Source organism: Pseudomonas sp. B3G-3, from assembly GCF_028640915.1.
GTDB lineage: Bacteria > Pseudomonadota > Gammaproteobacteria > Pseudomonadales > Pseudomonadaceae > Aquipseudomonas > Aquipseudomonas chlororaphis_I.
In genome coordinates, this window is record NZ_JAQZAB010000087.1 from 1 (window position 1) to 23,299 (window position 23,299).

Annotated in this window: 14 protein-coding genes and 2 pseudogenes; 12 read left to right on the forward strand and 4 right to left on the reverse strand. The window is 64.2% G+C overall.

Annotation, left to right across the window (positions count from 1 at the left end):
* Together PVZ80_RS10270 and PVZ80_RS10275 are read left to right on the forward strand one after the other, a co-directional pair.
* Positions 1-4,276: pseudogene (locus tag PVZ80_RS10270) on the forward strand (LapA family giant adhesin); the annotation flags it as partial.
* A 147-nt stretch (positions 4,277-4,423) separates the two neighbouring features.
* Positions 4,424-4,762, forward strand: a complete 339-nt coding sequence (locus PVZ80_RS10275; RefSeq protein ID WP_009046323.1) for a hypothetical protein — start codon at positions 4,424-4,426, stop codon at positions 4,760-4,762.
* Between the two features lie 40 nt (positions 4,763-4,802).
* Here the strand turns inward: PVZ80_RS10275 and lapD are convergent, their stop codons facing one another.
* On the reverse strand, positions 4,803-6,749 hold the full coding sequence (lapD, locus tag PVZ80_RS10280; RefSeq protein ID WP_009046322.1) for a cyclic di-GMP receptor LapD: 1,947 nt from the start codon (positions 6,747-6,749) through the stop codon (positions 4,803-4,805).
* Positions 6,750-6,763: 14 nt separating this feature from the next.
* Complete coding sequence (gene lapG / locus PVZ80_RS10285; RefSeq protein ID WP_273863859.1) at positions 6,764-7,453, reverse strand: cysteine protease LapG; 690 nt, start codon at positions 7,451-7,453, stop codon at positions 6,764-6,766.
* Between the two features lie 278 nt (positions 7,454-7,731).
* Between lapG and PVZ80_RS10290 the strand changes: the two genes are divergently transcribed.
* From PVZ80_RS10290 to PVZ80_RS10315, 6 genes are all read left to right on the forward strand, one after another.
* Positions 7,732-8,424 carry a GntR family transcriptional regulator gene (locus PVZ80_RS10290; protein WP_009046320.1) on the forward strand — a complete coding sequence of 231 codons (693 nt, stop codon included), beginning with the start codon at positions 7,732-7,734 and terminating at the stop codon, positions 8,422-8,424.
* Between the two features lie 72 nt (positions 8,425-8,496).
* Positions 8,497-9,252 carry a thioesterase II family protein gene (locus tag PVZ80_RS10295; protein ID WP_273863860.1) on the forward strand — a complete coding sequence of 252 codons (756 nt, stop codon included), beginning with the start codon at positions 8,497-8,499 and terminating at the stop codon, positions 9,250-9,252.
* A gap of 687 nt (positions 9,253-9,939) precedes the next feature.
* Positions 9,940-10,716, forward strand: a complete 777-nt coding sequence (locus tag PVZ80_RS10300; protein ID WP_029527382.1) for a DUF3050 domain-containing protein — start codon at positions 9,940-9,942, stop codon at positions 10,714-10,716.
* Entirely contained in the window at positions 10,713-11,642 is a 930-nt protein-coding gene (locus PVZ80_RS10305; protein ID WP_009046317.1) for a diiron oxygenase, read from the forward strand. Before PVZ80_RS10300 ends, PVZ80_RS10305 begins: the two co-directional genes overlap by 4 nt.
* A gap of 15 nt (positions 11,643-11,657) precedes the next feature.
* The gene (locus tag PVZ80_RS10310; protein ID WP_273863861.1) at positions 11,658-15,089 is read left to right on the forward strand and encodes a non-ribosomal peptide synthetase; all 3,432 of its coding nucleotides are present in this window, start codon (positions 11,658-11,660) and stop codon (positions 15,087-15,089) included.
* A 23-nt stretch (positions 15,090-15,112) separates the two neighbouring features.
* Positions 15,113-15,577, forward strand: a complete 465-nt coding sequence (locus tag PVZ80_RS10315; RefSeq protein ID WP_273863862.1) for an SRPBCC family protein — start codon at positions 15,113-15,115, stop codon at positions 15,575-15,577.
* 155 nt (positions 15,578-15,732) lie between these two features.
* Here PVZ80_RS10315 and PVZ80_RS33940 read toward each other — a convergent pair whose 3' ends face one another.
* Complete coding sequence (locus tag PVZ80_RS33940; protein ID WP_370686837.1) at positions 15,733-16,518, reverse strand: methyl-accepting chemotaxis protein; 786 nt, start codon at positions 16,516-16,518, stop codon at positions 15,733-15,735.
* 69 nt (positions 16,519-16,587) lie between these two features.
* A pseudogene (locus PVZ80_RS33945) lies at positions 16,588-17,613 on the reverse strand (HAMP domain-containing protein); the annotation flags it as partial.
* Positions 17,614-17,926: 313 nt separating this feature from the next.
* On the opposite strand from PVZ80_RS33945, the gene PVZ80_RS10325 reads away from it, so the two are divergent.
* The 4 genes from PVZ80_RS10325 to PVZ80_RS10340 all read left to right on the forward strand — a co-directional run bounded on the left by PVZ80_RS10325 (position 17,927) and on the right by PVZ80_RS10340 (position 23,281).
* Positions 17,927-18,427, forward strand: a complete 501-nt coding sequence (locus tag PVZ80_RS10325) for a sigma-70 family RNA polymerase sigma factor (RefSeq protein WP_081363073.1) — start codon at positions 17,927-17,929, stop codon at positions 18,425-18,427.
* A 5-nt stretch (positions 18,428-18,432) separates the two neighbouring features.
* On the forward strand, positions 18,433-19,443 hold the full coding sequence (locus PVZ80_RS10330; protein ID WP_273863863.1) for a FecR domain-containing protein: 1,011 nt from the start codon (positions 18,433-18,435) through the stop codon (positions 19,441-19,443).
* Positions 19,444-19,546: 103 nt separating this feature from the next.
* Entirely contained in the window at positions 19,547-22,042 is a 2,496-nt protein-coding gene (locus PVZ80_RS10335) for a TonB-dependent siderophore receptor (protein ID WP_273863864.1), read from the forward strand.
* A gap of 63 nt (positions 22,043-22,105) precedes the next feature.
* Positions 22,106-23,281: a PepSY-associated TM helix domain-containing protein gene (locus PVZ80_RS10340; protein ID WP_110177035.1), complete on the forward strand. Its 1,176-nt coding sequence runs from the start codon at positions 22,106-22,108 to the stop codon at positions 23,279-23,281.
* Positions 23,282-23,299: the final 18 nt, after the last annotated feature.

Here is a 23,299-nt window from a genome sequence, read left to right on the forward strand (position 1 = left end):
TACCGTGGTTTACACCGCATCGGTCACCGCTCCGGTCACCGGCTCACCAGTCGTGGTCACCCTGTCCAACGGCCAGACCATCACCATTCCGGTCGGTGCCAGCAGCGGTACTGTGAACTTCGTAGCGCCTAACGATGCCCTAGCGGGCGGCAGCTCGCTGAGCACCACCATCACCAACGCCACCGGCGGCAACTACGAAAAACTGGCGGTCGACAGCAAGCCTGCCGACACCACCGTGACCGACACCCCGGACACCACCAACCTGACCCTCAGCGCCACCAGCACCGTGGCCGAAGGCGGTTCGATCGTCTACACCGCGACCCTGACCAACGCCGCCGGCACGGCCATGACCGTGACCCTGAGCAACGGCGCGGTGATCAATATCGTGGCCGGCGCCACCACCGGCAGCGTGACCGTGGCCGCGCCGAGCGACGATGTGTACATCGACGCCGGCAACGTCAGCGCCAGTATCGCCAGCACCACCGGCGGCAATTTCGAGAACCTGGTGCCAAGCACCACGCCGGCCGTGACCAGCGTCACCGACACCATCAACACCACCACCGTGAGCATCAACGGCAGCACCTCGGTCACCGAAGGCCAGGCCGCAACCTACACCGTCAGCCTGACCAGCCCGGCGCAAACCGAGGTCACCCTGAAGATCAGCTACAGCGGCACCGCCGCCGACGGCTCGGACTTCACCGGCGTATACACCGTGAAGATCCCGGCCGGCGCCAGCAGCGCCAGCTTCAACGTCGCCACCCTCGACGACAAGATCACCGAGGGCACGGAAAACTTCGTGGTCAAGATCGACTCGGCCACCGGCGGCAACTTCGAGAACCTGGTGGTCAGCGGCACCAACGGCAGCGTCACCACCTCGATCATCGACAACGATGCGCCACCGGTCCTCGACCTGGATGCCAACAACTCCAGCGGCGCCACCGGGGCCGACTACAAGGTGACCTTCACCGAAAACACCCCGGGCGCAGGCGTGTCGATCGCCGACACCGACCTGAGCATCACCGACCCGGACAGCACGATGCTGACCGGCGCCACCATCGTGCTGACCAACCGTCAGCCGGGCGATGAGCTGAACCTGGGTAACAGCGTCAACGGCATCACCATCAATGCCAACAGCCAGGCGGGCACCATCACCCTGACCCTGTCCGGCAATGCGACGCTGGCTGACTACATGCAGCAGATCAAGAACATCACCTTCACCAACAGCAGTGAGGACCCGAGCACCACGCCGCGGACCATCACCGTGACCGTGACCGATGGCAGCAATTACTCCAACACGGCTACCACCACGGTCAACGTGGTGGCGGTGAACGACGCGCCAGTGGCCACCGGCGGCGCCGTGACCGGCACCGAAGACACCGCCCTGACCCTGACCTGGGCCACCTTCGGCGTCAGCGACGTCGACAGCCCCGCGGCCAGCCTCGGGGTGAAAATCACCCAGCTGCCGGGCGACGGCAAGCTGCAGTACCTCGACGGCTCGACCTGGAAGGACGTGGCCACCAACCAGACCTTCAGCAAGGCCGATATCGACGCCGGCAAGCTGCGCTTCACCCCGGATGCCAACGAATCGGGTGTCGACGGCTACAACGGTAGCGGCGTGGGCAACCAGCAGGCCGACTACGCGCAGATCAAGTTCCAGCCAACCGACGGCCAGGCCCTGGGCAACACCGGTACCGTGAAGATCGACATCACCCCGGTGGCCGATGCGCCGACCCTGGGCGTGGCGAGCAACAGCGTGAACTCCATCGGCCTGCTCAAGGAGTCCTGGAGCAGCCTCAACGGCCTGGGCACCAACGGCAACGGCATCACCGGCGACACGCTCAAAGCGGTCTTCGACAGGTCCGGCAACCCGACCAGCAGTTCGGTGGTGACCAACGCCCAGTCCGACGCCAGCGTGACCGGCGGCAGCGGCTCGAAAACCTCCGGCCTGATCTACCTGGAAGCCGGCAAGACCTACAGCTTCAGCGGTGTCGGCGACGACAGCCTGCTGATCACCATCGGCGGCAAGAACGTGGCCACCGCGACCTGGGGGGCCGGCGGCAGCATCAGCGGTTCGTTCACCCCGACCACCAGCGGCTACTACACCCTGGACATCTACCACGCCAACCAGAGCGGTCCGGGCAGCTATGACGTCAACCTCTCGGTTAATGGCAGCACGCCGGTCGACCTGAGCAACGCCAACATCCCGATCTACCCGAGCGAAACCGCGCTGAACAATGCCGGCGTCACCCTTTCCGAGCTGCACGGCAGCAACGGCGAGGGCTACTACGACGGCTACAAGCTCAACGAAGGTGCCGAGGGTGGCAGCGTCAAGCTGTCGAAGATCACCACCGCCCTGACCGATACCGACGGCTCGGAAAGCCTGAGCGTGAAGATCGGCGGTATTCCGGCAGGTTCGGTGCTCAGCGATGGCGCCGGCCATACCTTCACCGCCAGCGCCAGCGTCGGCGAGGTCAATGTCACCGGCTGGAACCTGGGTACGCTGACGATCACCCCGCCGTCGCACTACAACGGCTCGTTCAACCTGACCGTAACCTCGACCTCCACCGAGTCCCTGGGCGGTTCGGCCAGCAGCACGGCGCAGATCCCGGTCACGGTGTACCCGGCGACCTACAGCGCCAGCGTCGCCACGGCGGGCGATGACAACTTCGTCGGCACCGAGGGCAACGACATCATGGTCGCCGACGTCGCCGGCCTGAACGTGGTGCAGGGCAAGAACTACAACATCGCGTTCATGGTCGACAGCTCGGGCAGCATGAGCGATGCCTCGCTCACCGCCGCCAAGAACTCGCTGACTACGGTGTTCAACACCCTGAAGAACAGCCTGGGCAGCAGCACCTCGGGCACCGTGAACATCTTCCTGGCGGACTTCGATACCCAGGTCAACAAGCAGATCTCGGTGAACCTCAACGATCCGAACGCCCTGACCCTGCTCAAGTCGGTCCTGGACTCCATGGCGTCCGGCGGCGGCACCAACTACGAGGACGTGTTCAAGACCACGGCCAACTTCTTCCAGAGCAGCGCGGCCACCAGCAATACCAACGCCACCAACCTGACGTACTTCATTACCGACGGCAAACCGACGTTCTACCAGGCCGGCGAGCAGACCAACCCGACGCTGTACTGGGGAGGGGCGAAGCTCGACGACGTCGTCACCACGTCCAACTACAAACTGGGGGACACTTTCTCCAAGCAACTGGACAGCACCCATGTACTGCAAATCAACAGTGATGGCGCCGTCACGCTGCAAACCTATAACAGCTGGTGGAATAGTTGGTCTGCCTCCAACCTGGGCACCCTGCACGCCCAGGGCGACGGCACCTACGAGCTGTCCTACCAGACCGGACCGGGTTCCTACACCGACAGCGCCACCATCAACAACTCCAACAGCGGCTTCGCCCTGCTGAGCAACCTGTCGCAGGTGGAAGCGATCGGCCTGAACAACGACGTCAGCCTCAACGACCTGAAGCCGTACGACACCGACAGCACCCCGCAGACCAACATCGACCCGTCGAACCTGGCCAACGCGATTCTCGGTCATACCGAAGCGACCATGCCGGGCGCCGACACGGTCAATGGCGGCAACGGCAACGACATCCTGTTCGGCGACCTGGTGAGCTTCAATGGCATCGCCGGCGAGGGCTACCAGGCCATGCAGGCCTTCGTGGCACAGAAGACCGGCGTGGCCGCGAGCAGCGTCACCACCAGCAACGTGCACCAGTACATCACCGAGCACTACACCGAGTTCGATGTCTCCGGTGCCCATGACGGCAATGACACGCTGCTGGGCGGCGCCGGCAACGACATCATCTTCGGCCAGGGCGGCAACGACCTGCTCGACGGCGGCAAGGGCAACGACATCCTGCTGGGCGGTACCGGCAACGACACGCTGATCGGTGGCGCGGGCAATGACATCCTGATCGGCGGCTCGGGTGCCGACACCTTCGTCTGGAAGGCTGGCGATACCGGCAACGATGTGATCAAGGACTTCAAGGCCAGCGAAGGCGACCGTATCGACCTGCGGGACCTGTTGCAGGGCGAGAGCGCCAGCACCATCGATAACTTCCTGAAGATCACCACGGTGGACGGTACCTCGACCCTGCAGGTCAGTTCCGAAGGCAAGCTCAACGCGGCGGGCGGCATCGCCAACGCGGACGTGACGATCAAGCTGGAGGGCAACAACTGGTCCAACACCAACATCAACTCGCTGATCGCCGGTAGCGACCCGACCATCAAGATCGATCACAACAACAGCTGATCCACGGTCGACCGGCCACCCGCCCTGGGTGGCCGGTTCTTCCCACCGTGACGATTTTGCCGCCACGTCGCATACTCGCGACCAAAGCGCGCCGTTGGCCTATGCTGCTGACAGCATGATGCCGGACCATATCTAGAGGGATTCCCCATGTTCTACGTGCAACGCGATGCACAGGGCCAGCTGGTTCGCGTGGAGGCCACGCCTTACGCCGAGGCCACGGAAACACTGCCGGCCGACCACAGTGAGATCCAGCAGTGGTTCGCCAACGAGGTGGTGGAAGTCAGCCTGAAACAACTCAAGCAGAGCGACCTGGAAATGATCCGGGTACTCGACGACTTGATTCAGGTGCTGACCAGCAAGGGTGTGATCCGCGTTACCGACCTGCCACCGGCGGCCCAGGCCAAGCTGATGGACCGGACCCAGGCGCGTGAAGCGCTGGGCGGCCTGAGCCATCTGATCAACGACGACGAAACCGGCCTGATCTGATCCGTCGCCGGCGGCTGGCCGGCGCTCTTCGTGCAGCGCCTCAGCGCCAGGGTGCAGGCTCGCCGAACAGGCGGCCCTGGACGCCGTACAGGCCCATCTCGCGAATCACCTGCAATTCCCCTTCGGTCTCCACGCGCTCGGCAATCAGCGGCAGGTCGATGCTGTGGGCGGCGCGCTGGATGGCTTCGATAAACAGGCGCTTGTCGCTTTCCCGGTCGATGTCGCGGATGTAGCTGCCGTCGATCTTCAGGTAGGCCAGGCCCAGGCGCGCCAGGTTGCCGATCATGCTGAAGCGCCCGCCGAAACGCTGCAGGCTCAGGGAGAAGCCCAGCTCGCGCAGGCGCCGGGTCAGCTGTTCCAGCAGCGCCTGTTCAGGCAACTGCTCTTCGCCGATCTCCAGGGTCAGGCGCGGCCCCAGGCTGGAGTGCTGGCGCAGGATCTCGAACACCTTGTTCAAGGCCTGCGGATCGGCCAGGGTTGCGGCCGACAGGTTCAGCGCCAGCGAGTCCTGATGCGCGGTCATTTGCTTGAGTACCTGTTCGAGCATCAGCAGGTCCAGGCGCGAGGTCCAGCCAAAACGCTCCAGCCACGGCAGGAAGCGCCCGGCGGCGATGGTCTGGCCCTGCTCGTCGAGCAAGCGCGACAGCACCTTGTAGTGCAGCACCAGCGCGGTATCGCGGGTCGCGACCACCGGTTGGAAGTACAGCTCGAACCGCTGCTGGCTCAAGGCCCCGTCCAGCAGGGTGTGCCAGGCGTGATGGTCGTCGCCGACGCTGGCCGCCGCGCCATGCTCCAGGCAGGCCCAGCTCGTATCGCCCTGGGCTTCGGCCTGGGCCAGGGCCTGGTCGCCCAGGCTCAGCACCGCCTGCGGCGAGTCGCCATGAACGAAGGGCGCCAGGCCGATGGAGGCCACGGACGCCACATCGGTGGCGCCAGTGGCATGCAGGCTGGCCAAGGCATTTTCCAGGTTCTGCGCCAGCTGCAGGGCCTCCTCGCGTACCAGCCCCGGCGCCAGCACGGCAAATTCGCCGCCGCGGATGCGGGTCACCAGGTTGTGGGTTTCCGGGTAGCGCGCGCACTCACGCTGCAATTGTTCGCCCACCGCCTGCAACAGCTGGTCGGTGCGCTGTCCGCCCAGGCGCTGGTTCAGGCCGGCCAGGTCCTTGACCCGCAGCAACAGCAGGTAGCCGGAACTGGCCTGCTCCGGGTTGCTCACCCGGGCGTTGAGCTGCATCTCGAAATAACGACGGTTGGCCAGGCCGGTCAGGTTGTCCTGGTAGGACTCGACCCGCAGCTTTTCGCTGCGCTCGGCCTGCTCCTGGAACAACGCCTTGAGCTTCTCGACCATCTGGTTCATCGCCTGCACCACGCGGCGCAGTTCTGGCGTACGCGGCAGCTCGGGCAGGCTGAGGAATTCGCGGCGGGCAATGGCGTGGGATTGCTGCACCATGTAATCCAGTGGCTTGAGCTGGCGCCGCAGCAGCAAGGCCCCCAGCACCGCGCTCACGGCCCCGCACAGCAGCAGCCAGCCGAGACTGCCCAGGGCGCTTTGCCAGAGCTTGGCGACGGCGAACATCGGGTGGCTGACCACCTCGACCCGCGCCGCCTGTTGCCAGCCACGGCTGACCAGAGCGTCGCCGCCGGCCGGCTCCAGGCCGATCAGCTTGACGAACCAGTCCGGCACGTTGCTGACCTCGGGTGTGCCGCTGCGCTCGACCATGACCTCTTCGGTGACCTGGTTGACCACGCGGATGCTCGAGTAATAGCCGCTGTCGAAAATCGAGCTGACCAGCAGCTCGACCATCGCCGGGTCGTCGATGTTCGGGGTCAGGGACAAGGCCAGCGCCGTGGCCGCGTCCTGGGCATGGGAGCGCAGCTGGTTGACGTACTGGGTGCGCGAACTTTCCAGGCTGACCATGAAGCTGCCGCTGAAGGCGACCACCAGGAACAGACAGATTGCGATCAACAGTTGTTTGAACAAAGACATCTGAGCTCGTGCTCCTAGTGAGTCGTCTCGACCGGAAAACCTTCGGCCTGCATTTTCTTCAACACGTCCTGCCACCGGGACAGGCGCTTGGTGTCACCGACTTTCTTGCTGCCCTTGCCGGGCAGCCACAGGCCCTCGGCATTGAAGGAGTACACCGGCAGCAGGTCGGTACGCTGGCTGGCCGGCTGGATGGCGTCGATCAGGCTGTCGAGGACCAACGGCATGGCTTCCGGGGTTGAATAGTAGGTCAACACCATGTGCGCGCGATTCTGGCGCAAGGCCTTGACGTAGGTGATGCGCAGCTTGTCACTGGAAACGCCGAGGTGACGCAGGCTGAAATACTTGGCGATCGCATAGTCCTCGCAATCGCCGGCGCCCTTCCACAGGGCCTCGACCGGGGTTTCCCAATAATCCACCTGATGCCACAGGTCGATGTCTTCCACGTAGCGCATGTTCTTGTTGAAGAACAGGTTGACCACCTTGAGCTGTTCCATCTCGCTGGCCTGGTTCTGGGTCGCCAGCAGCTGCTGCCAGGCATCGATGCGCTTCTGCCCTTCGCCCAGCGGCCCGTACAGCGCCGTGGCGCGGCGGCTGATCTGGGAAAAATCCCAATCGGCCTGCAGGCCGCCCAGCAACATGCCGGCCAGCAGCAGCGCCGAAAACAGCCAGCGCAGGGTCCGAGAAAGAGCTAAACGTGCCGCCAATGCGAAGAGTCCATGGGAGCTGTCGTGGGTCGAAGGATGGTGCAGGCTGGTCCGCCAAAAGACAATGGCACCTTACAATCACAGCCCCTCTGGAGACGCTAAGCTGAAAGCAGGCACCTGTTCGTTTATCGGCCAGTGCTTGAGCGGCAGGAGGGCTGCCCCGAGAATCAGCGCCGGCAACATTCATGACAGGGCTCAGGCGGCTGGTTTGACAAGCTGCAGGGCGCTATCTAGCGTCCATTGGATCCAAATCCCATAGAAAACAGGATAGCGTTAACGTGACAGAAAAACCGAGACCCTTGAGCAAGATCGCAGTCAGCGGGCCGATCCCCGCCCACCTCGCGCGCTCGGTGATCGAGGAAACCCTGCGCGCGGCGATTCTCGACGGCCGCCTGCCCAGCGGCACGGCGCTGCGCCAGCAGGACCTGGCCGACCTCTTCGGCGTCAGCCGCATGCCGGTGCGCGAGGCCTTGCGCCAGCTCGAAGCGCAATCGCTGTTGCACGTGGTGCCGCACAAAGGCGCGGTGGTCGCCGAACTGATCGGCTATGACGCGGTGGAAACCTACGGCCTGCGCCTGCTGCTGGAACTGGAGGCGCTGCGCCTGTCGATCCCGCTGCTCGACGCCGAGGACATCGCCCAGGCCCGCAGCTACATCGCGCAGCTGGAAAGCGAGACCGACCACGCCGAAATCGGCCGGCTCAATCGCCTGTTCCACATGTCGCTGTACCACCGGGCGCCGAACCAGAAGCTGCTGCGCCTGATCGAACTCGAATTGAACGAGGAAGAACGCTTCCTGCGCTTCCATCTATCCTCCATGGGCCTGGGCAAGCTGACCCAGGACGACCACAACGCCATGACAGACGCCGCCGAGGCCAAGGACATCGAGCGGGCGGTGGAGGTGCTGCGGGGCCATCTGGAAAAGGCCGCGAAGACCATTCGCGACTACCTCGAACGGTCCGCCGAAAGCTGACAGCGGTAACGGCGGCATGACGCGGCCCCCCTGCAACACTCAATGACCGGCACACCGGCTTAAGGAAAAGCAGTGCACGCGCGCAATGACAAATGGCTGATGGTGCTCAACTCCGGCGAGCCGGCGAAAACCCGGCTGATCTGCTTTCCGCAGACCGGCGCGGACCCGGAACAGCTGCGCAACTGGTCCACGGGGCTGGCCGGGCACATCGAACTGGTGCTGGTACGGCTGCCCGGCCACGGCAGCCGCCAGGCCGAAACCCCGCTCGACGACTGGCCGCGGCTGCTGGCCGATACCTTCTCCGCCCTGCGCCCACTGCTGGCCAAGCCCCACGCCCTGTTCGGCCATGGCCTGGGCGGGATGCTGGCCTACGAAACCGCCAAGCATGCCCAGGCGCACTATCCCGGCCAGACCCGCCACCTGTTCATTTCCGCCTGCCGCAGCCCCGACTACCCATCGCCCCGGCCGTTGCTGCACGTGCTGCCCACGGCGCCCTTCCAGGAAGCCATGCTGTCGCTGGGCGCCGCGCCGATCGAAATGCCCCGCGACCAGGCCAGCCGGAACCAGTACGAGACGCTGCTGCGCGCCGACCTGAAGCTGTTCGAATCCTGGCGCGATCTGTCGAGCGGCAACCTCGACATTCCCCTCACCGCCTTCTATGGCAGCGAGGACCCGCTGGCCCCCGCCAGCAACATGGCCAACTGGCGAGAGTTCACCCACCGTGAGTTCGAGCTGATCGAGGTGGCCGGCAATCACTTCTTCATCAAGTCCCAGCGCCAGCGTCTGCTGCAGATCATCAACATCCACCTGGGCCTGCTCGGCGAATAATCCGCCGTCTTCCTCCGCTCCTGCCCTCACTGGCCCGCCGACGATGGCTCAGCCGTCGATTTGGGCCCACTCTTGCTGTCGCCGACTGAAAAAGGGACGTGAGCGGCACGCAGGCTTGTCCGCACACGTCGATCTGCAGACCCACGCAAGGAGCCCAGCGACTGGAGGGCATGACCGGGATCGGCTCCCGCATGCCTTCTCCCAGATATTCAACGACTTCAATTCAGCGCTTCGAAGTTTGCTTCGAGTGAGGCATTCACTCAGCGTTAAAAATTCTGACTTATATAAGCCGGAAGGGGCAACTTCATCTCAACAAAACTTGAACAAGAAGTTTTGCAGCAACTTGTCGCGCGATAAAAATACACGTTAGAAAAGTATTATAAAAACAACTTGCTCGATACTTTCCCCTGTATTAGCTTTTTCTCCGTCGAGGTTTAAAAAACGTCGACCCACTCGGTTATGAACACCTGGCAAGCCTTGGTTTTATTGGCTCTTGAAAACCTATAAAGCCAAGACAGCGGCTCTTTAACGGATAGGCCGGCCAGCACTATAAAACTTTCCAGATTATCAACTCAGGTTTGAGGCCCCTGCTCGCCCGCAACAAATAAGCACTGGTTAAAACACCTATACGAGCCGCAACTAATCGGCCAACAAAACACACTTGAACATCTCAGACAGGTAGCCTAAATGAACGCCAGCAAAGAACTTCTCGACGCCAGGAAAGCCACACTCGGCGCCCATCCCATTTTTACCGAAATCAACACACTTGCCGTTCTTCAACGCTTTATGCAGACCCATGTTTTTGCCGTATGGGACTTCATGTCGCTGACCAAGCGCCTGCAACAGGAACTGACCTGCGTACGTCTGCCCTGGCTACCACCGCAGGACCCCCGCGCCGCGCGGCTGATCAACGAGATCGTGCTCGGCGAAGAGTCCGACGATCGCCCCGGGCAAGGCCATTACAGCCATTTCGAGCTGTACCTGGATGCCATGCGCGAGGTCGGTGCCGCCACCCGGGTGGTGGAACGCTTCGTCGCGCTGCAACAGGAAGGCGTGAGTTTCGACACCGCCCTGCAAAGCGTCGACGCCGATCCGGCCGCCAGCGCCTTTGTCCGCCAGACCGTGCACACCGCCCTGCAGGCGCCGGCCCATTGCGTGGCGGCGGCCTTTCTCCATGGCCGGGAAAGCGTTATCCCGCAGATGTTCCAGCGCATCCTCGACGACTGGGGCATCGGTATCGAGCAGGCGCCGACCTTTCGCTACTACCTGCAACGCCATATCGAGGTCGATTCCGACGACCACGGCCCGGCCGCGGAACAGCTGCTAGAGCGGCTGGTGGCTGGCGACCCGCAACGCCAGCAGGAGGTGTACGCCGCGGCCATCGCCGCGGTGGACAGCCGCATCGCCCTGTGGGACGGGCTGCGCCTGAGCATGGCCGAATCGCCGATCGGGGTGAGCGCATGAACGCCCTCGACTACCAGTCCTTCGCCGACACCTGGGAAGAGCGCGCGACCATCCGTACCCGCCCGCGGCGCATGCTCGAGGACGACGACAAGCTGATCTACCCCCTGAGCCGCCAGCCGCTGGTGCACAGCCAGGGCTTCCTCGAGCACTGCGCCCACCTGCGGGATTTCGTGCTGGTGCAAAGCCTCTACAAATTCATCAACGACGTGGTGATCTTCGAGACTGAGCTGGTGGACAAGACCGCCCGCAATATCGCCAAGAATCGCTTCGCCATCGCCTTTCCCTTCGCCTGTCGCTACGACGCCATGACCGTGGTGGTGGACGAGGACTACCACGCACTGGTGGCGATGGACTTCATGCAGCAGACCATCGCCATGAGCGGCATCGAACCCATCGAGCTGCCCCGGGAAATCGAACTCAGCCGGGCCATCCCCGCGGCCCTGCAGCGGGCACCCGAACACCTGCGTGACGCGGTGGAATTGATCTGCGTGGCCATCGCCGAGAACACCGTGACCAACGATGTCGCCGCTTTCGCCAAGGACGACACGGTCAAGCCGTCGATCAAGGGCCTGATGGCCGACCACCTGCTAGACGAAGGCCGGCACTCGGGGTTCTGGTCGCGCCTGGTGCGCATCTATTGGCACGGCGCCAGCGACGCCGACCGCGCGGAGATCGCCCGGGTGCTGCCGGTGTTCATCGCCCAGTACCTGACCAACGACATCCAGAAGGACTTCGACGTGCGGCTGATCGAGCAACTGCCCGTCGCCGCCCCGATCAAGCAGGCGCTACGCGAGGAGGCGGCGGCCCTGGCCTACCCGATCAACCGCCATCACCCCCTGATCGCCAACATCCTGCGCTTCTTCCGCAGCAGTTCGATGCTGGATTCGGCCTGCGTCCAGGACGCACTGGCCGACTACCTGCCCTAACGGAGGGACCCGAGCATGAGACGCCTCGACATTGTATTGACGGGCCGCAGTCAGGCCCTGAACGAACTGGCCATGGAGCTGGAGCGCCACGGCCATCTGGTGCGGTGGCTGGACTCGCCGCAAGCGATCGCCAACGCCGAAGGGCTGCGGCCCCATCTGCTGATCGACGATGGCAGCCTGGGTGCTTCACCCATCCTCGCGGCGGACACCGCGCGCCTGGAACTGCGCATCGCCCTGATCGCCCAAGCGGCTTGCGGGCTGCCACAGGTGCGCCTGTTCCACCGCCACGACTCCCGGCTGATCGAGCAGGCGACCTTGCCGGAGGAAGCCAGCGGCAATGGCCAGGCCCTGCGCAGCGGTGCTATCGCCAGGCTGGTGGCCAGCACCGCGCGGCTGGTCAGCGGCTTTTCCCGCGGCGCGGCGTTTTTCCACCAGCTCGCTACCCTGGATGAGCCCAGCGAACCGCTGCTGGGCCTGGAGCGCCTGGACTCGCTGGCCTTCGAGCACCGGCACAACCAGCAGCCGGCACCGGCCTTGCTGCGGGAGATGCAGGTGCCGATCGCCCAGCGCATCGACCAGAGCCTGCTGGCCTTCGCCCAGCGCCCGGCCTTGAACATCCAGGGCATCGACTACAGCTACCAGGCCCTGCATCGCCTGAGCCGTAACCTGCAGCGGCAGATGCTCCGACACCTGCCCGCCAACCCCGGCCAACCGCCGGTGATCGGCCTGTGCCTGCCCAAGTCGGCGGTGCTGTATGCCGCCATTCTCGCCACCCTCGGCTGTGGCGCGGTGTACCTGCCGCTGGACCCGGAGCACCCGGCGCAACGGCGGCGCTACATTCTCGATAATGCCGGTGCGGTCCTGCTGCTGCACGACGGCTGCGAAGACCTGGGCGACCTCGACCTGGCGCAACTCGATGTACGCACCCTGCTGCATGACGATGCCGAGGACGCTCTCCCGTTGCTACGCCAGGCACCACCGCCAGAGGCGCCCTGCGTGGCGATCTACACCTCGGGCACCACCGGCCAGCCCAAGGGCGTGTTGCTCAGCCAGGGCAATCTCAGCCACTTCTGCGCCTGGTACATCGGCCATGTCGAGCTGGAGCAAAACAGTCGGGTGCTGCAGTTCTCCACCATCAACTTCGACGCCTCGCTGCTGGATATCCTGCCCACCTTCCTCTGTGGCGCGCTGTTGGTGGTCCCCGATCAGGACCAGCGGCGCGACCCACAGCAACTGCTGGCCCTGCTCCAGCGCCAGCGGGTCAGCCATGCCTTCCTGCCGCCCGCGCTGCTGAGCATCCTGCCCCTGGAGCAGCCGCTGGGCCTGGAGCATCTGGTGACCGGCGGCGACGTCTGCGAACCCTTCGTCATCCAGCGCCTGGCCGGCCAGTGCGCGCTGCACAACATCTACGGCCCGACGGAAACCACGGTGCTGGCCACCACCCGCCGCCTGCGGGTCGGCGACAACCCGCGCAACCTCGGCCTGCCCATCGCCAACAGCCAGGTGCTGATCCTCGACGAACAGCTGCAACCAGTGCCCGAGCGCACCCCCGGCGAGCTGTACCTGGCCGGGCCGGGGGTCGGCCTCGGCTACCTGAACAACCCGGCGCTGAGCGCCGAACGCTACCTGGCCCTGGACCTGCCGGACGGGCGCCGACTGCGGGTCTATCGCACCGGGGACATCGGCCAGTGGACCGACAACGGCATCGAGATCTGCGGGCGGCGGGACAATCAGGTGAAGATCCGCGGGTTTCGGGTCGAGCCGGAAGAGATCGAACACTGCCTGCGCGACGGCCAGCTGTTTCGTCAGGTGGCGGTGGTGATCGACGAGCAGCGGCGGATCCTCGCCTACCTGGCCCAGCCAAATGCCGACGACGCGCTGCAAACCCTGCGCGAACAGGTACGCCAGCGCTTGCCGGACTACATGCGGCCCAGCGCCTACATCGAACTGCCGAGCATGCCCTACACCGCCAACGGCAAGGTCGACCGCCGCGCCCTGCTGGCCCTGCCGCGTACCCCGGGCCGCAACCGCCAGCGACGCCTGCCGCAAAACGCCAACGAACAGCGCCTGCTGCAGCTGTGGGCCGAGCTGCTGGAACTGCCGGCCGAGGACATCGGCACCGACGACAGCTTCTTCAACCTCGGCGGCCACTCGATCCTGCTGTCGCGCCTGCTGCTGGCGATTCGCGAACAGTTCGGCCGCGGCCTGTCGATCAACCGCTTTATCGAGGCGCCGACCCTGAGCAACCTGGCGACCCTGATCGACGGCGCCGCCGACGACGGCCCGGACGCGGCCCTCGACCAGGTGTTCGCCGATGCCCATGCCGAACTCGACCTGCAAGTGCTGCCCATCAGCCAGCTGGGCGACGTGCACAAGGTGCTGGTCACCGGCGCCAACAGCTTTCTCGGCGTGCACATAGTCGAGGCGCTGCTGGAATGGGGCGCCAGCGAGGTGGCGTGCCTGGTGCGGGAAACGCCTACGCAATCGGCCGCCGAACGTTTCGCCCAGGCCCTGCGCGACAACCGCCTGGAGCGTCTGGACCTGAGCCGGGTGCGGGTGCATGCCGCCGACATCAGCCAGCCACGGCTGGGGCTGACGGCAGAGGTGTACGAACGCATCGACCGCGAGTACGGCGCGCTGGTGCACAACGCCGCCAACGTCAATCACGTGCTGGATTACCCGGCGCTGGCACGCGACAACGTCGAGCCGTTGTTCGAGTGCCTGCGCCTGTGCGAAGGGCGCAGCAAGAAGGTCTTCAACTTCGTCTCGACCCTGTCCGCCTCCAGCAGCGTCGACGCCCAGGGCCGGGTGCTGGAACAGCCGCCCGCGGCCACCCCGCCGATCTACATCCGCAACGGCTACAACCTGTCCAAGTGGGTCGGCGAGCGGATCCTGCAACGGGCTCGCGAACAGGGGGTGTGGGTCAATCTCTATCGCCCGGGCAACATCAGTTTCAACAGCCAGACCGGGGTCTGCCAGCCCCACCGGAACCGCCTGATGCTGATGCTCAAGGGCTCGCTGCAACTGGGCCAGGTGCCGCAGCTGGCGATGAACTTCGACCTGATGCCGGTGGACTTCCTCGCCCGCTTCATCGCCTTCCACGCCAGCCGTTATCAGCCGGCCCACGCGGTGTTCAACCTGCACAACCCGCAGCCTTTGAGCTGGGAGGCCTATGTCGCCTCGTTCCGCGAGGCCGGGCGCGAGTTCCGCATGGTCAGCGTCGCCGACTGGCAGCGCCAGCTGGGCCGGGTCGACCGCGACAACGCGCTGTTCGGCGTCCTCGGCTTCTACCTCAATGGCTTCGAGGAAGACATCGGCGACATCTCGCTGATCGGCCACGCCAACGCCGAGGCCGGGGTGCGACGCATGGGCGCCGACTACCCGGCCAAGGACCCGGCGCTGCTGCGCAAGGGCTGCCAGTACCTGAAAGACATCCGCTTTATCTGAACCCACCCACGCTGGAGAACAGCATGAAAAACCTGCAACCCGACACCCTGATCAAGAACCCGAACGCCTGCGAGGTCCTGTCCACCGTGGACATCGGCGCCGATGCCCGAAGCGTCTGGGCCATCGTCGGCAACTTCGCCGGCTTCCCGGCCTTCATTCCCGCGCTGTCGCACATCGAGATGACCGGCGAGGGCGTGCGCTCGGTGCGCAAGAAGTTCTTCCACGACGGCAACATCGTCATCGAACAACTCAACTCACGGGACGACCAGGCGCTGTACATGACCTGGAGCCTGATCTACGACACCCTGGGCATCGGCAACCTGTGGGCGGCCATGAGCGTCGAGGCCCTGCCCGGCGAACGGGCGCGCGCCACCTGGCGCATCGTCGCCGACCCGGCCGAAGGCGGTGCCGAGGTCGCGGCCTTCCAGAAGTTCCTGCAGGGGTTTGCCGATGAGGCAATGGGGAATGTGCGGAGGATGTTCAAGTAAGGCGCTGAAACGCCTGCGCGGGTGCGGGCGCTATCGCGAGCAAGCTCGCTCCTACAGAGGGATCGTGGCTTTCTGTAGGAGCGAGCTTGCTCGCGAAAAAACCAAACGCGATGCGGTCAGGTAGACCGCATCGCGTTTTTTATGTCGCTCGCCGATCAGATCTTGAAGCTATCCACCAGTTGCTTCAGGCGGTTGGCCTGCAGCGACAGGGCGTCGCAATCCTTCAGGGTTTCGTTGAGGTTGGCCACGCCCTGCTGGTTCAGCAGGTTGATCTGGCTGATGTCGACGTTGAGGGTTTCCACCACAGCGGTCTGCTCTTCGGTGGCGGCGGCCACCGACTGGTTCATGCCGTCGATCTCGGTGATGCGCTGGGTCACGCTGACCAGCCGCGCACCGGCCTGGTTGGCCACTTCAACGCTCTCTTCGCTGGACGCCTGGCTGGCGTTCATGGTCGATACCGCTTCGCGGGAGCCGATCTGCAGCGAGGTGATCATCTTGTGGATCTCCTCGGCCGATTCCTGGGTGCGATGGGCCAGGTTGCGGACCTCGTCGGCCACCACCGCGAAACCGCGACCGGCCTCACCGGCGCGCGCCGCTTCGATGGCCGCGTTGAGCGCCAGCAGGTTGGTCTGCTGGGAGATGCCTTTGATCACATCGAGGATGTGGCCGATGTTGTCGGTGCTGGCGTTCAGGGTTTCGATCTGGGTGCAGGACAGGCTGATCTTCTGCGACAGCTCGGTCATGGCCAGGATGGTTTGCTCCACCACCTGGCGGCCATCGTCGGCCTGCTCGCTGGCGCCGCTGGCGTGCTGCGAGGCATCGGCGGCGTTGCGGGCGATTTCCTGGGTGGCGGCGCCCAGCTGGTTGATCGCCGCGGCCACGCTGTTGGTGCGCGCGCTTTGTTCGTCGGAGCCGATGATCGAGGCGTTGGACGACGCCATCACGCGCTGGGACAGGTCGTGCACCTGGCGGGTGGCCGAGGACACTTCGGAAATCGATGCGTGAATACGCTCCACGAACTGGTTGAACGAACCGCCCAGTACGCCGAATTCGTCCTTGCTCTCCACCACCAGGCGACGGGTCAGGTCGCCCTCGCCCTGGGCGATGTCCTGCATCGCACGGCCCATGGTGGTCAGCGGACGCATCAGCACCTGGATCAGCAGGCTGAGCAGCACGGCAATCGCGGCCACGGCGATGAACATCGCCAGCAGCGCCGAGGTGCGGAACTTGCTCAGCGGGGCGAAAGCCTTGTCACGGTCGATGGACAGGCCGATGTACCACTCGGCATTCGGCAGGCCGGTCACCGGGGTGAACGACAGGATGCGTTCCTGGCCTTTGAGCTGCACCTCCTGGGTGCCCTTCTGGATGTGTACGTTGTCGCCCGGGTAGATATCCTTGAGGTTCTTCATCACCTGGTCTTTGTCCGGGCTGACGATCACCTGCCCGTCCGCGCTGACCAGGAAGGCATGGCCCAGGCCGCCGAAGTCCACCGAGTTGATGATCTTCACCAGGGTTTCCAGGCTCAGGTCGCCCCCCACCACGCCCAGCAGCTGGCCGTCCTTTTTCACCGGCATGGCGATGGTCACCACCAGACCGCCAACGGCCGCCATGTAGGGCGGGGTCAGCATGGTCTTGTCGGCCGCCACGGCCTGCTTGTACCAGGGACGCTGACGCGGGTCGTAGCCATCGGGCATCTTCGCGTCAGGCCGCTGGGTGAACACACCGTTGGCCTGGCCCACGTAGGTGAACTGGAAGTTCGTGGTGAACGCCGGCTGGTCCACCAGCCCCGGGAAGTCAGCGTTGGCGCCCTGGTGGGCGACGTTCTGCGAGAGGTTCTCGAGCACCAGGATGCGTCCGCTCATCCAGTTCTGGACGCTGCTGGAAGTGAGGTCACCCGCCTGCTGGATCGACGATTCGAGGTTCTGGCGAATGGTGTTTCGCTGCAGATAGTCGTTGTACAAAGTGAACAACGCGAATGCCAGAACCACTACACCGGAGGCGGCCAAAAGGATTTTATGGCTGAACTTGAGATTCATGTCATGGGACTTCTTATGCCGAAAGTGGGGATGCGTACGGGATGCAACTTTCCATGTAACAGCGCAGGCGGCGTTCTACGACCGCTCTACTTTGGTGCACGCATGGGTCTCACTGTCTGTCGGCACGAGTCGGATAAATCTTAGCGATTTGTCAGAAATGTACGTGTTATCTGCAAAAAACCCGCTGAACGGCAGGCTAGAGCGGTCGCATCGGACTTTTCCGTAGCCGGGCGCCCTGCGGCTGTTGCAAAATCCGAAACCCTTGATGACAATGCGACTAATTATCATTTGTGACACCCAGGCAGTCGCATCCATGTCATCACCTGAGTTCGCGGTACAGGCGCTTTACAGCCATCACCATGGCTGGCTCAACACATGGTTGCGCAGCCGGCTGGGCAACGCCGCCGATGCGGCCGACCTGGCGCAGGACACGTTCGTGCGCCTGTTGCAGCGCACCGAACGCCTCGAACTCAAGGCCCCGCGCGCCTTTCTGCGGACCATCGCCCGCGGCCTGGTGATCGACCACTGGCGCCGCGAGGAAATCGAACGCGCCTACCTGGAAACCATCGCCCATCTGCCAGAAGCCGAAGCCCCCAGCGAGGAAGCCCGCGCCCTGGTGCTGGAGCTGCTGGAAAGCATCGCGCGCATGCTCGAAGGCCTGAAGCCGAAGGTGCGCAAGGCATTCCTGCTGGCCCAGTGCGAAGGCCTGCCCCACAAGCAGATCGCCGAACAGATGGGGCTGTCCCTGCGTTCGGTGGAGCGTTACGTGGCCGACGCGCTGTTCCACTGCTACCTGCTGCGCTATGAGGCGTGAGCGCTGTGGATAACCCTTCGATCAATCTGCGCCGGCCCGTGGACCCCAGGCACCTGGTGGTCAAGCAGGCCATCAACTGGATGCTGCGCCTGCGCAACAACGCCGGTAATCCCCGGCTGTTGCAGCAATGCGATACCTGGCGCGCGGCCCATCATGAGCACGAGCTGGCCTGGCAGCGGGTGCAGTCGTTGCAGCAGGAACTGCACAGCAACCTGCGGGCGGTGCCCGGTGCCCAGGTGGCCTTCGATACCCTGGAAAACAGCGCCCAGCGCCTCGGCCGGCGCCAGGCCCTGAAGCTGCTCGGCGGCGTCATGCTGGTGGGCTGCGCCACGTGGCTGGGCAAGGAGCAACTGGCCTGGCAGCAATGGAACGCCGACTTCGCCACCGCCACCGGCGAACGCCGCGGCTTCCAGTTGCCGGACGGCTCGCGCCTGGAACTCAACACCGACAGCGCCGCCGACATGGACTTCAATGCCCAGCAGCGGCTGATCCGACTCAGCCGCGGGGAAATCATGCTGACCTGCGGGCCAGACCCGCAGGCGAGCCCTTCCAGGCCGCTTCTGGTACGGACTCGCCAGGGCCTGTTCGAAGGGTTCGACGCCAGTTTCGTGGTGCGCATGGAAGGCGGCTGCACGCGCCTGAGCGTCACCGCCGGCAGCGTCGCCATTCACTCGCCACACACCGCCGATGGCATCTCGGCCCGGGTACAGGCCGGACAAAGCTATCGGGTCAGTGGCTCCCAGGCACTGCCGGTGCCGCCGCTGGACATGGACGTGGGCGCCTGGGCCGATGGCCTGATCGTCACCCGCAACATGCGGCTGGCGGACTTCATCCACGAGGTCGGGCGTTATCGCCACGGTTACCTGGGCTGTGCCGACGAGATTGGCGACCTGCGCCTGTCCGGCGTGTTCCGCCTGGAGGACACCGACAAACTGCTGGCGATCCTCCCGCAAACCCTGCCCGTGCGCCTGCGTTATCGCACCCGTTGGTGGGTCACCCTGGAGCGCCTGGCCTGAGGCGCTGCAACTCGTTGAAATTTTTTTGGCGGCTTTTTCCCGTGAGTCCGGCTTAGACAGTAAGCACTTCCATCTGCCTTCAGCGACTCAACGGAACCCTTCCATGATTGTGCACTTGCACCACTTCTCTTCTGCACGGCCCGCCCTCGGCCTGCGCCATGCCGTACGCGTGGCCCTGCTTTCCTCGGCGCTGGGCGTCGCCGCCTTGCCTTGCCTGGCCCAGGCGGCCGAGACGGGCGCGGCCAGCCTCAGCCACAGCTACAACATTCCTGGCGGGGCCCTGAGCGACGTACTCAACCGCTTCGCCCGCGAGGCCGGCATCACCCTGTCGATGACCCCGGCGCAGCTCCAGGGCCGTCAGTCCGCCGGCCTGAAGGGCGAGTACTCCACCGACCAGGCCCTGGGCCAGTTGCTCAACGGCTCCGGCCTGGAAGCGCTGAGCCAGGACGGCAGCAGCTATGTGCTGCGGGCATTGCCCGAGACCGGCGCCCTGGCGCTGCCGACCACCGACATCAAGGGTTTCGCCCTGGGCAATGCCTTGGGCAGCATGGAAGGCTACAACGCCACCCACAGCCAGATCGCCACCAAGACCAGTACCGCGCTGCTGGAAACCTCGCAAAGCGTGTCAGTGGTGACCCGCGAACAAATGGACGACCAGGGCTCGCAAACCGTTTCCCAGACCATGCGCTACACCCCCGGCGTGCTGACCAATCCCTACGGCGCGACCCACAGGTACGACTACGTGGCCATGCGCGGCTTCAACGACGGCTCGGTGGACAACATCTACCTCGACGGCCTCAAGTCCATGGGCGACAGCGGCACCTACAGCACCATGCAGGTCGACCCGTACTTCCTGGAGCGGGTGGACATCCTCAAGGGACCTTCATCGGTGCTGTATGGCCGCAGTTCCCCCGGCGGCCTGGTGGCGCTGACCAGCAAGAAACCGCTGTTCGAGCCCTACCATCAGATCCAGGCCACGGTCGGCACCCAGGGCCAGCGCGGCATGGGCTTCGACTTCAGCGGCCCGGTGGACGACGACAAGCGCATCGCCTATCGCCTGACCGGGCTGGCGGACCGCTCCGACACCCAGTTCGACCACAACAAGGAAAAACGCTACGCCCTGGCACCGACCCTGAGCATCGACTTCACCGATGACACCTCGCTGACCCTGCAGGCGTACCTGCAACACGATCCGGATGGCGGCTACCACAGCGGCATGCCGGCCGACGGCGCGCTGCACCAGCGCAACGGCCAGCGGATTTCCGAGAATTTCTTCGAAGGCGAACCGGGCATCGATCGTTATGAGCGCGATCAGCAGTCATTCGGTTATCAGTTCGAACATCGCTTCAACGATGTCTTCACCGCGCGGCAGAACTTCCGCTACCTCGACTCCAAGGTGAAGCTGGACCAGGTCTACGGCTACGGCTGGACCACCCCGACCAGCAACGAGCTGAACCGCTACTACACCGGTGGCGACGAGAAGCTGCATGCGTTCATCGTCGACAATATGCTGCAGGCCGAATTTCTCACTGGCGCGACCAAGCACACGGTGCTGATGGGCGCGGATTACCAACGGCGCAAGACGGTGGTGGACTGGACCAGCGGCTCGGTGGCGCCGATCAATGCGTTCGATCCGGTCTATGGCAACTCGGCCATCACTTACTACGACCCGCTCAGCTATCTGCGTCGCCTCGAGCAGACTGGCGTCTACCTGCAAGACCTGATCGAGATGGACCAGTGGCGCTTCTCCCTGGGCCTGCGCCAGGACTGGGTGGAGACTTCGGACGAGAACCGCCTGGCCGAAGCCTCGCGCCCGGTGGGCACCGAGATCAATGACAAGCGCACCAAGCTGACGGGCCGCGCCGGGGCGCTGTACCTGTTCGATAACGGGCTGGCGCCTTACATCAGCTACTCCGAGTCCTTCAACCCCAACTCCTACGCAGACAGCGCCGGCAACCCGCTGGCGCCTACCGATGGCACCCAATGGGAACTGGGCCTGAAGTACCAGCCACCGGGCACGGATGACCTGTACACCGCGTCCCTGTTCCGCATCGACCAGGAAAACCTGGCCACCAAGCTGCCCCAGGAAAACTTCTATCGCGCGGTCGGCGCCGTGCGCTCCCAGGGCCTGGAACTGGAAGCGCACCTGCAGTTGAACGACAACCTCAAGCTGCTCGGCAGCTACACCTTCACCGATATCGAGTACTCGAAGTCGATGATCAGCACCCTGAGCACCGCCACCGACATCATCGAGAACAAGGGCAACTCGCCGACCCAGGCGCCGCGGCACATGGCTTCGCTGTGGGCTGACTACAGGTTCGACAGCGGGTCGCTCGACGGCCTGCGCCTGGGTGGCGGTGTGCGGTATGTGGGCTACAGCTGGGCGGATGCGGAGAACACCATGAAGGTGCCGTCCTACACGTTGTTCGATGCCTCCATCGGCTACGACCTGGGCAAGGTCGGCCTGAAGGGCGTGGATGTCCGGCTCAATGTCAACAACCTGACCAACGAATCCTACATCGCTTCCTGTGCCAGCCTGAGCTTCTGCTACATGGGCGAGGAGCGGAACGTCGCGGCCACGGTCAGCTACCAGTTCTAATTATTTGTCGTTCCCCCGAAGCCAGCGCACGCGCTGGCTTTGTCGTCTCTATGGGAAAATTCCATGCGCGCAATTCTGGTTCTACTGCATCGTTATATCGGCCTGGCCACCGCGGTGTTTCTGCTGTTGGCGGGGCTGACCGGCAGCCTGCTGGCCTTCAATCACGAGCTGGACGAGTGGCTCAACCCGGGGTTCTACGAGGCCCCTGCCGAGGGTCAGGCATTGCCGCCTGGAACCCTGGTCGACCAGGTGCAGGCGCAGCATCCACGCTTGCAGGTCTGGTACATGGAGTACCCCAACGAGCCCGGGCATACCGCGCTGCTCGCCGCAGTACCGCGTAACGATCCGGCCACAGACAAACCGTTCAACGAACCCAACCAGGTGTTCTATCTGGACCCGGTCAGTGGCGAGCAGACCGGCAAGCGGTTCTGGGGTGCCTGCTGTTTTCAACGGGAGAACCTCATCCCCTTCATTCTCGAGTTCCACTACAACCTGACGCTGCCGGGTAATTGGGGACTGGTGTTGATGGGGCTGGTGGCGATCTTCTGGGTCGTCGATTGCTTCATTGCCCTGTTCCTCACCCTCCCCCGTGGCCGGCCGTTCTGGAAGAAGTGGTCGACCGCCTGGAAGATCAAGGGCGGGCACGCCTATCGTCTCAACATGGATCTGCATCGGGCGGGCGGGTTATGGCTGTGGTTACTGCTGCTGCCGATCGCCATCAGCAGCGTGGCGATGAACCTGCCGAGCCAGGTGTTCAAGCCGGTGGTATCCCTGCTCTCGCCGATCGAACCGAGCGTCTATGAAGCCCGTGGGCGTATGCCCAGCGATCAGTTGGGAGTCACCCGACTCACCTATCAACAGGCTTATGAACGGGCCCAGGAAGAAGGCAAACGGCTGGGCCTGACGGCGGCGATCGGCGAGCTGTATTACAGCTTCGAATACAACTTTTATGGCGCCGGTTTCGGCCAGCACGATACCGAGGCCCATGGTAAGTCGTGGTTGTTCTTTCATGGCACGGATGGCCGCCTGCTGGGGCAGGAGATCGCTGGGCAAGGCACCTTGGGCGAACGCTTTTATCGGCTGCAACTGCCGATCCATGGTGGCCGGATCATCGGTTTTACCGGGCAGGTGCTGATTGCGGTGTTGGGGTTGGTGATTGCGGTGTTGTCCGTCACCGGGATCTATATCTGGTGGCGTAAATGGCTGGCTCGCAGAAGCAGCAAGATGCGTCAGCGGTGAAGTGAGAGGCGCTTCACT

Coding starts and splice junctions, on each gene's coding strand:
- PVZ80_RS10275 (WP_009046323.1), top strand. CDS start 4,424: ATGTTCTACGTGCAACGCGATGCACAGGGCCAGCTGGTTCGCGTGGAG.
- lapD (WP_009046322.1), bottom strand. CDS start 6,749: ATGTCTTTGTTCAAACAACTGTTGATCGCAATCTGTCTGTTCCTGGTG.
- PVZ80_RS10300 (WP_029527382.1), top strand. CDS start 9,940: ATGAACGCCAGCAAAGAACTTCTCGACGCCAGGAAAGCCACACTCGGC.
- PVZ80_RS10305 (WP_009046317.1), top strand. CDS start 10,713: ATGAACGCCCTCGACTACCAGTCCTTCGCCGACACCTGGGAAGAGCGC.
- PVZ80_RS10310 (WP_273863861.1), top strand. CDS start 11,658: ATGAGACGCCTCGACATTGTATTGACGGGCCGCAGTCAGGCCCTGAAC.
- PVZ80_RS10315 (WP_273863862.1), top strand. CDS start 15,113: ATGAAAAACCTGCAACCCGACACCCTGATCAAGAACCCGAACGCCTGC.
- PVZ80_RS33940 (WP_370686837.1), bottom strand. CDS start 16,518: ATGGCGTCGTCCAACGCCTCGATCATCGGCTCCGACGAACAAAGCGCG.
- PVZ80_RS10325 (WP_081363073.1), top strand. CDS start 17,927: ATGTCATCACCTGAGTTCGCGGTACAGGCGCTTTACAGCCATCACCAT.
- PVZ80_RS10335 (WP_273863864.1), top strand. CDS start 19,547: ATGATTGTGCACTTGCACCACTTCTCTTCTGCACGGCCCGCCCTCGGC.
- PVZ80_RS10340 (WP_110177035.1), top strand. CDS start 22,106: ATGCGCGCAATTCTGGTTCTACTGCATCGTTATATCGGCCTGGCCACC.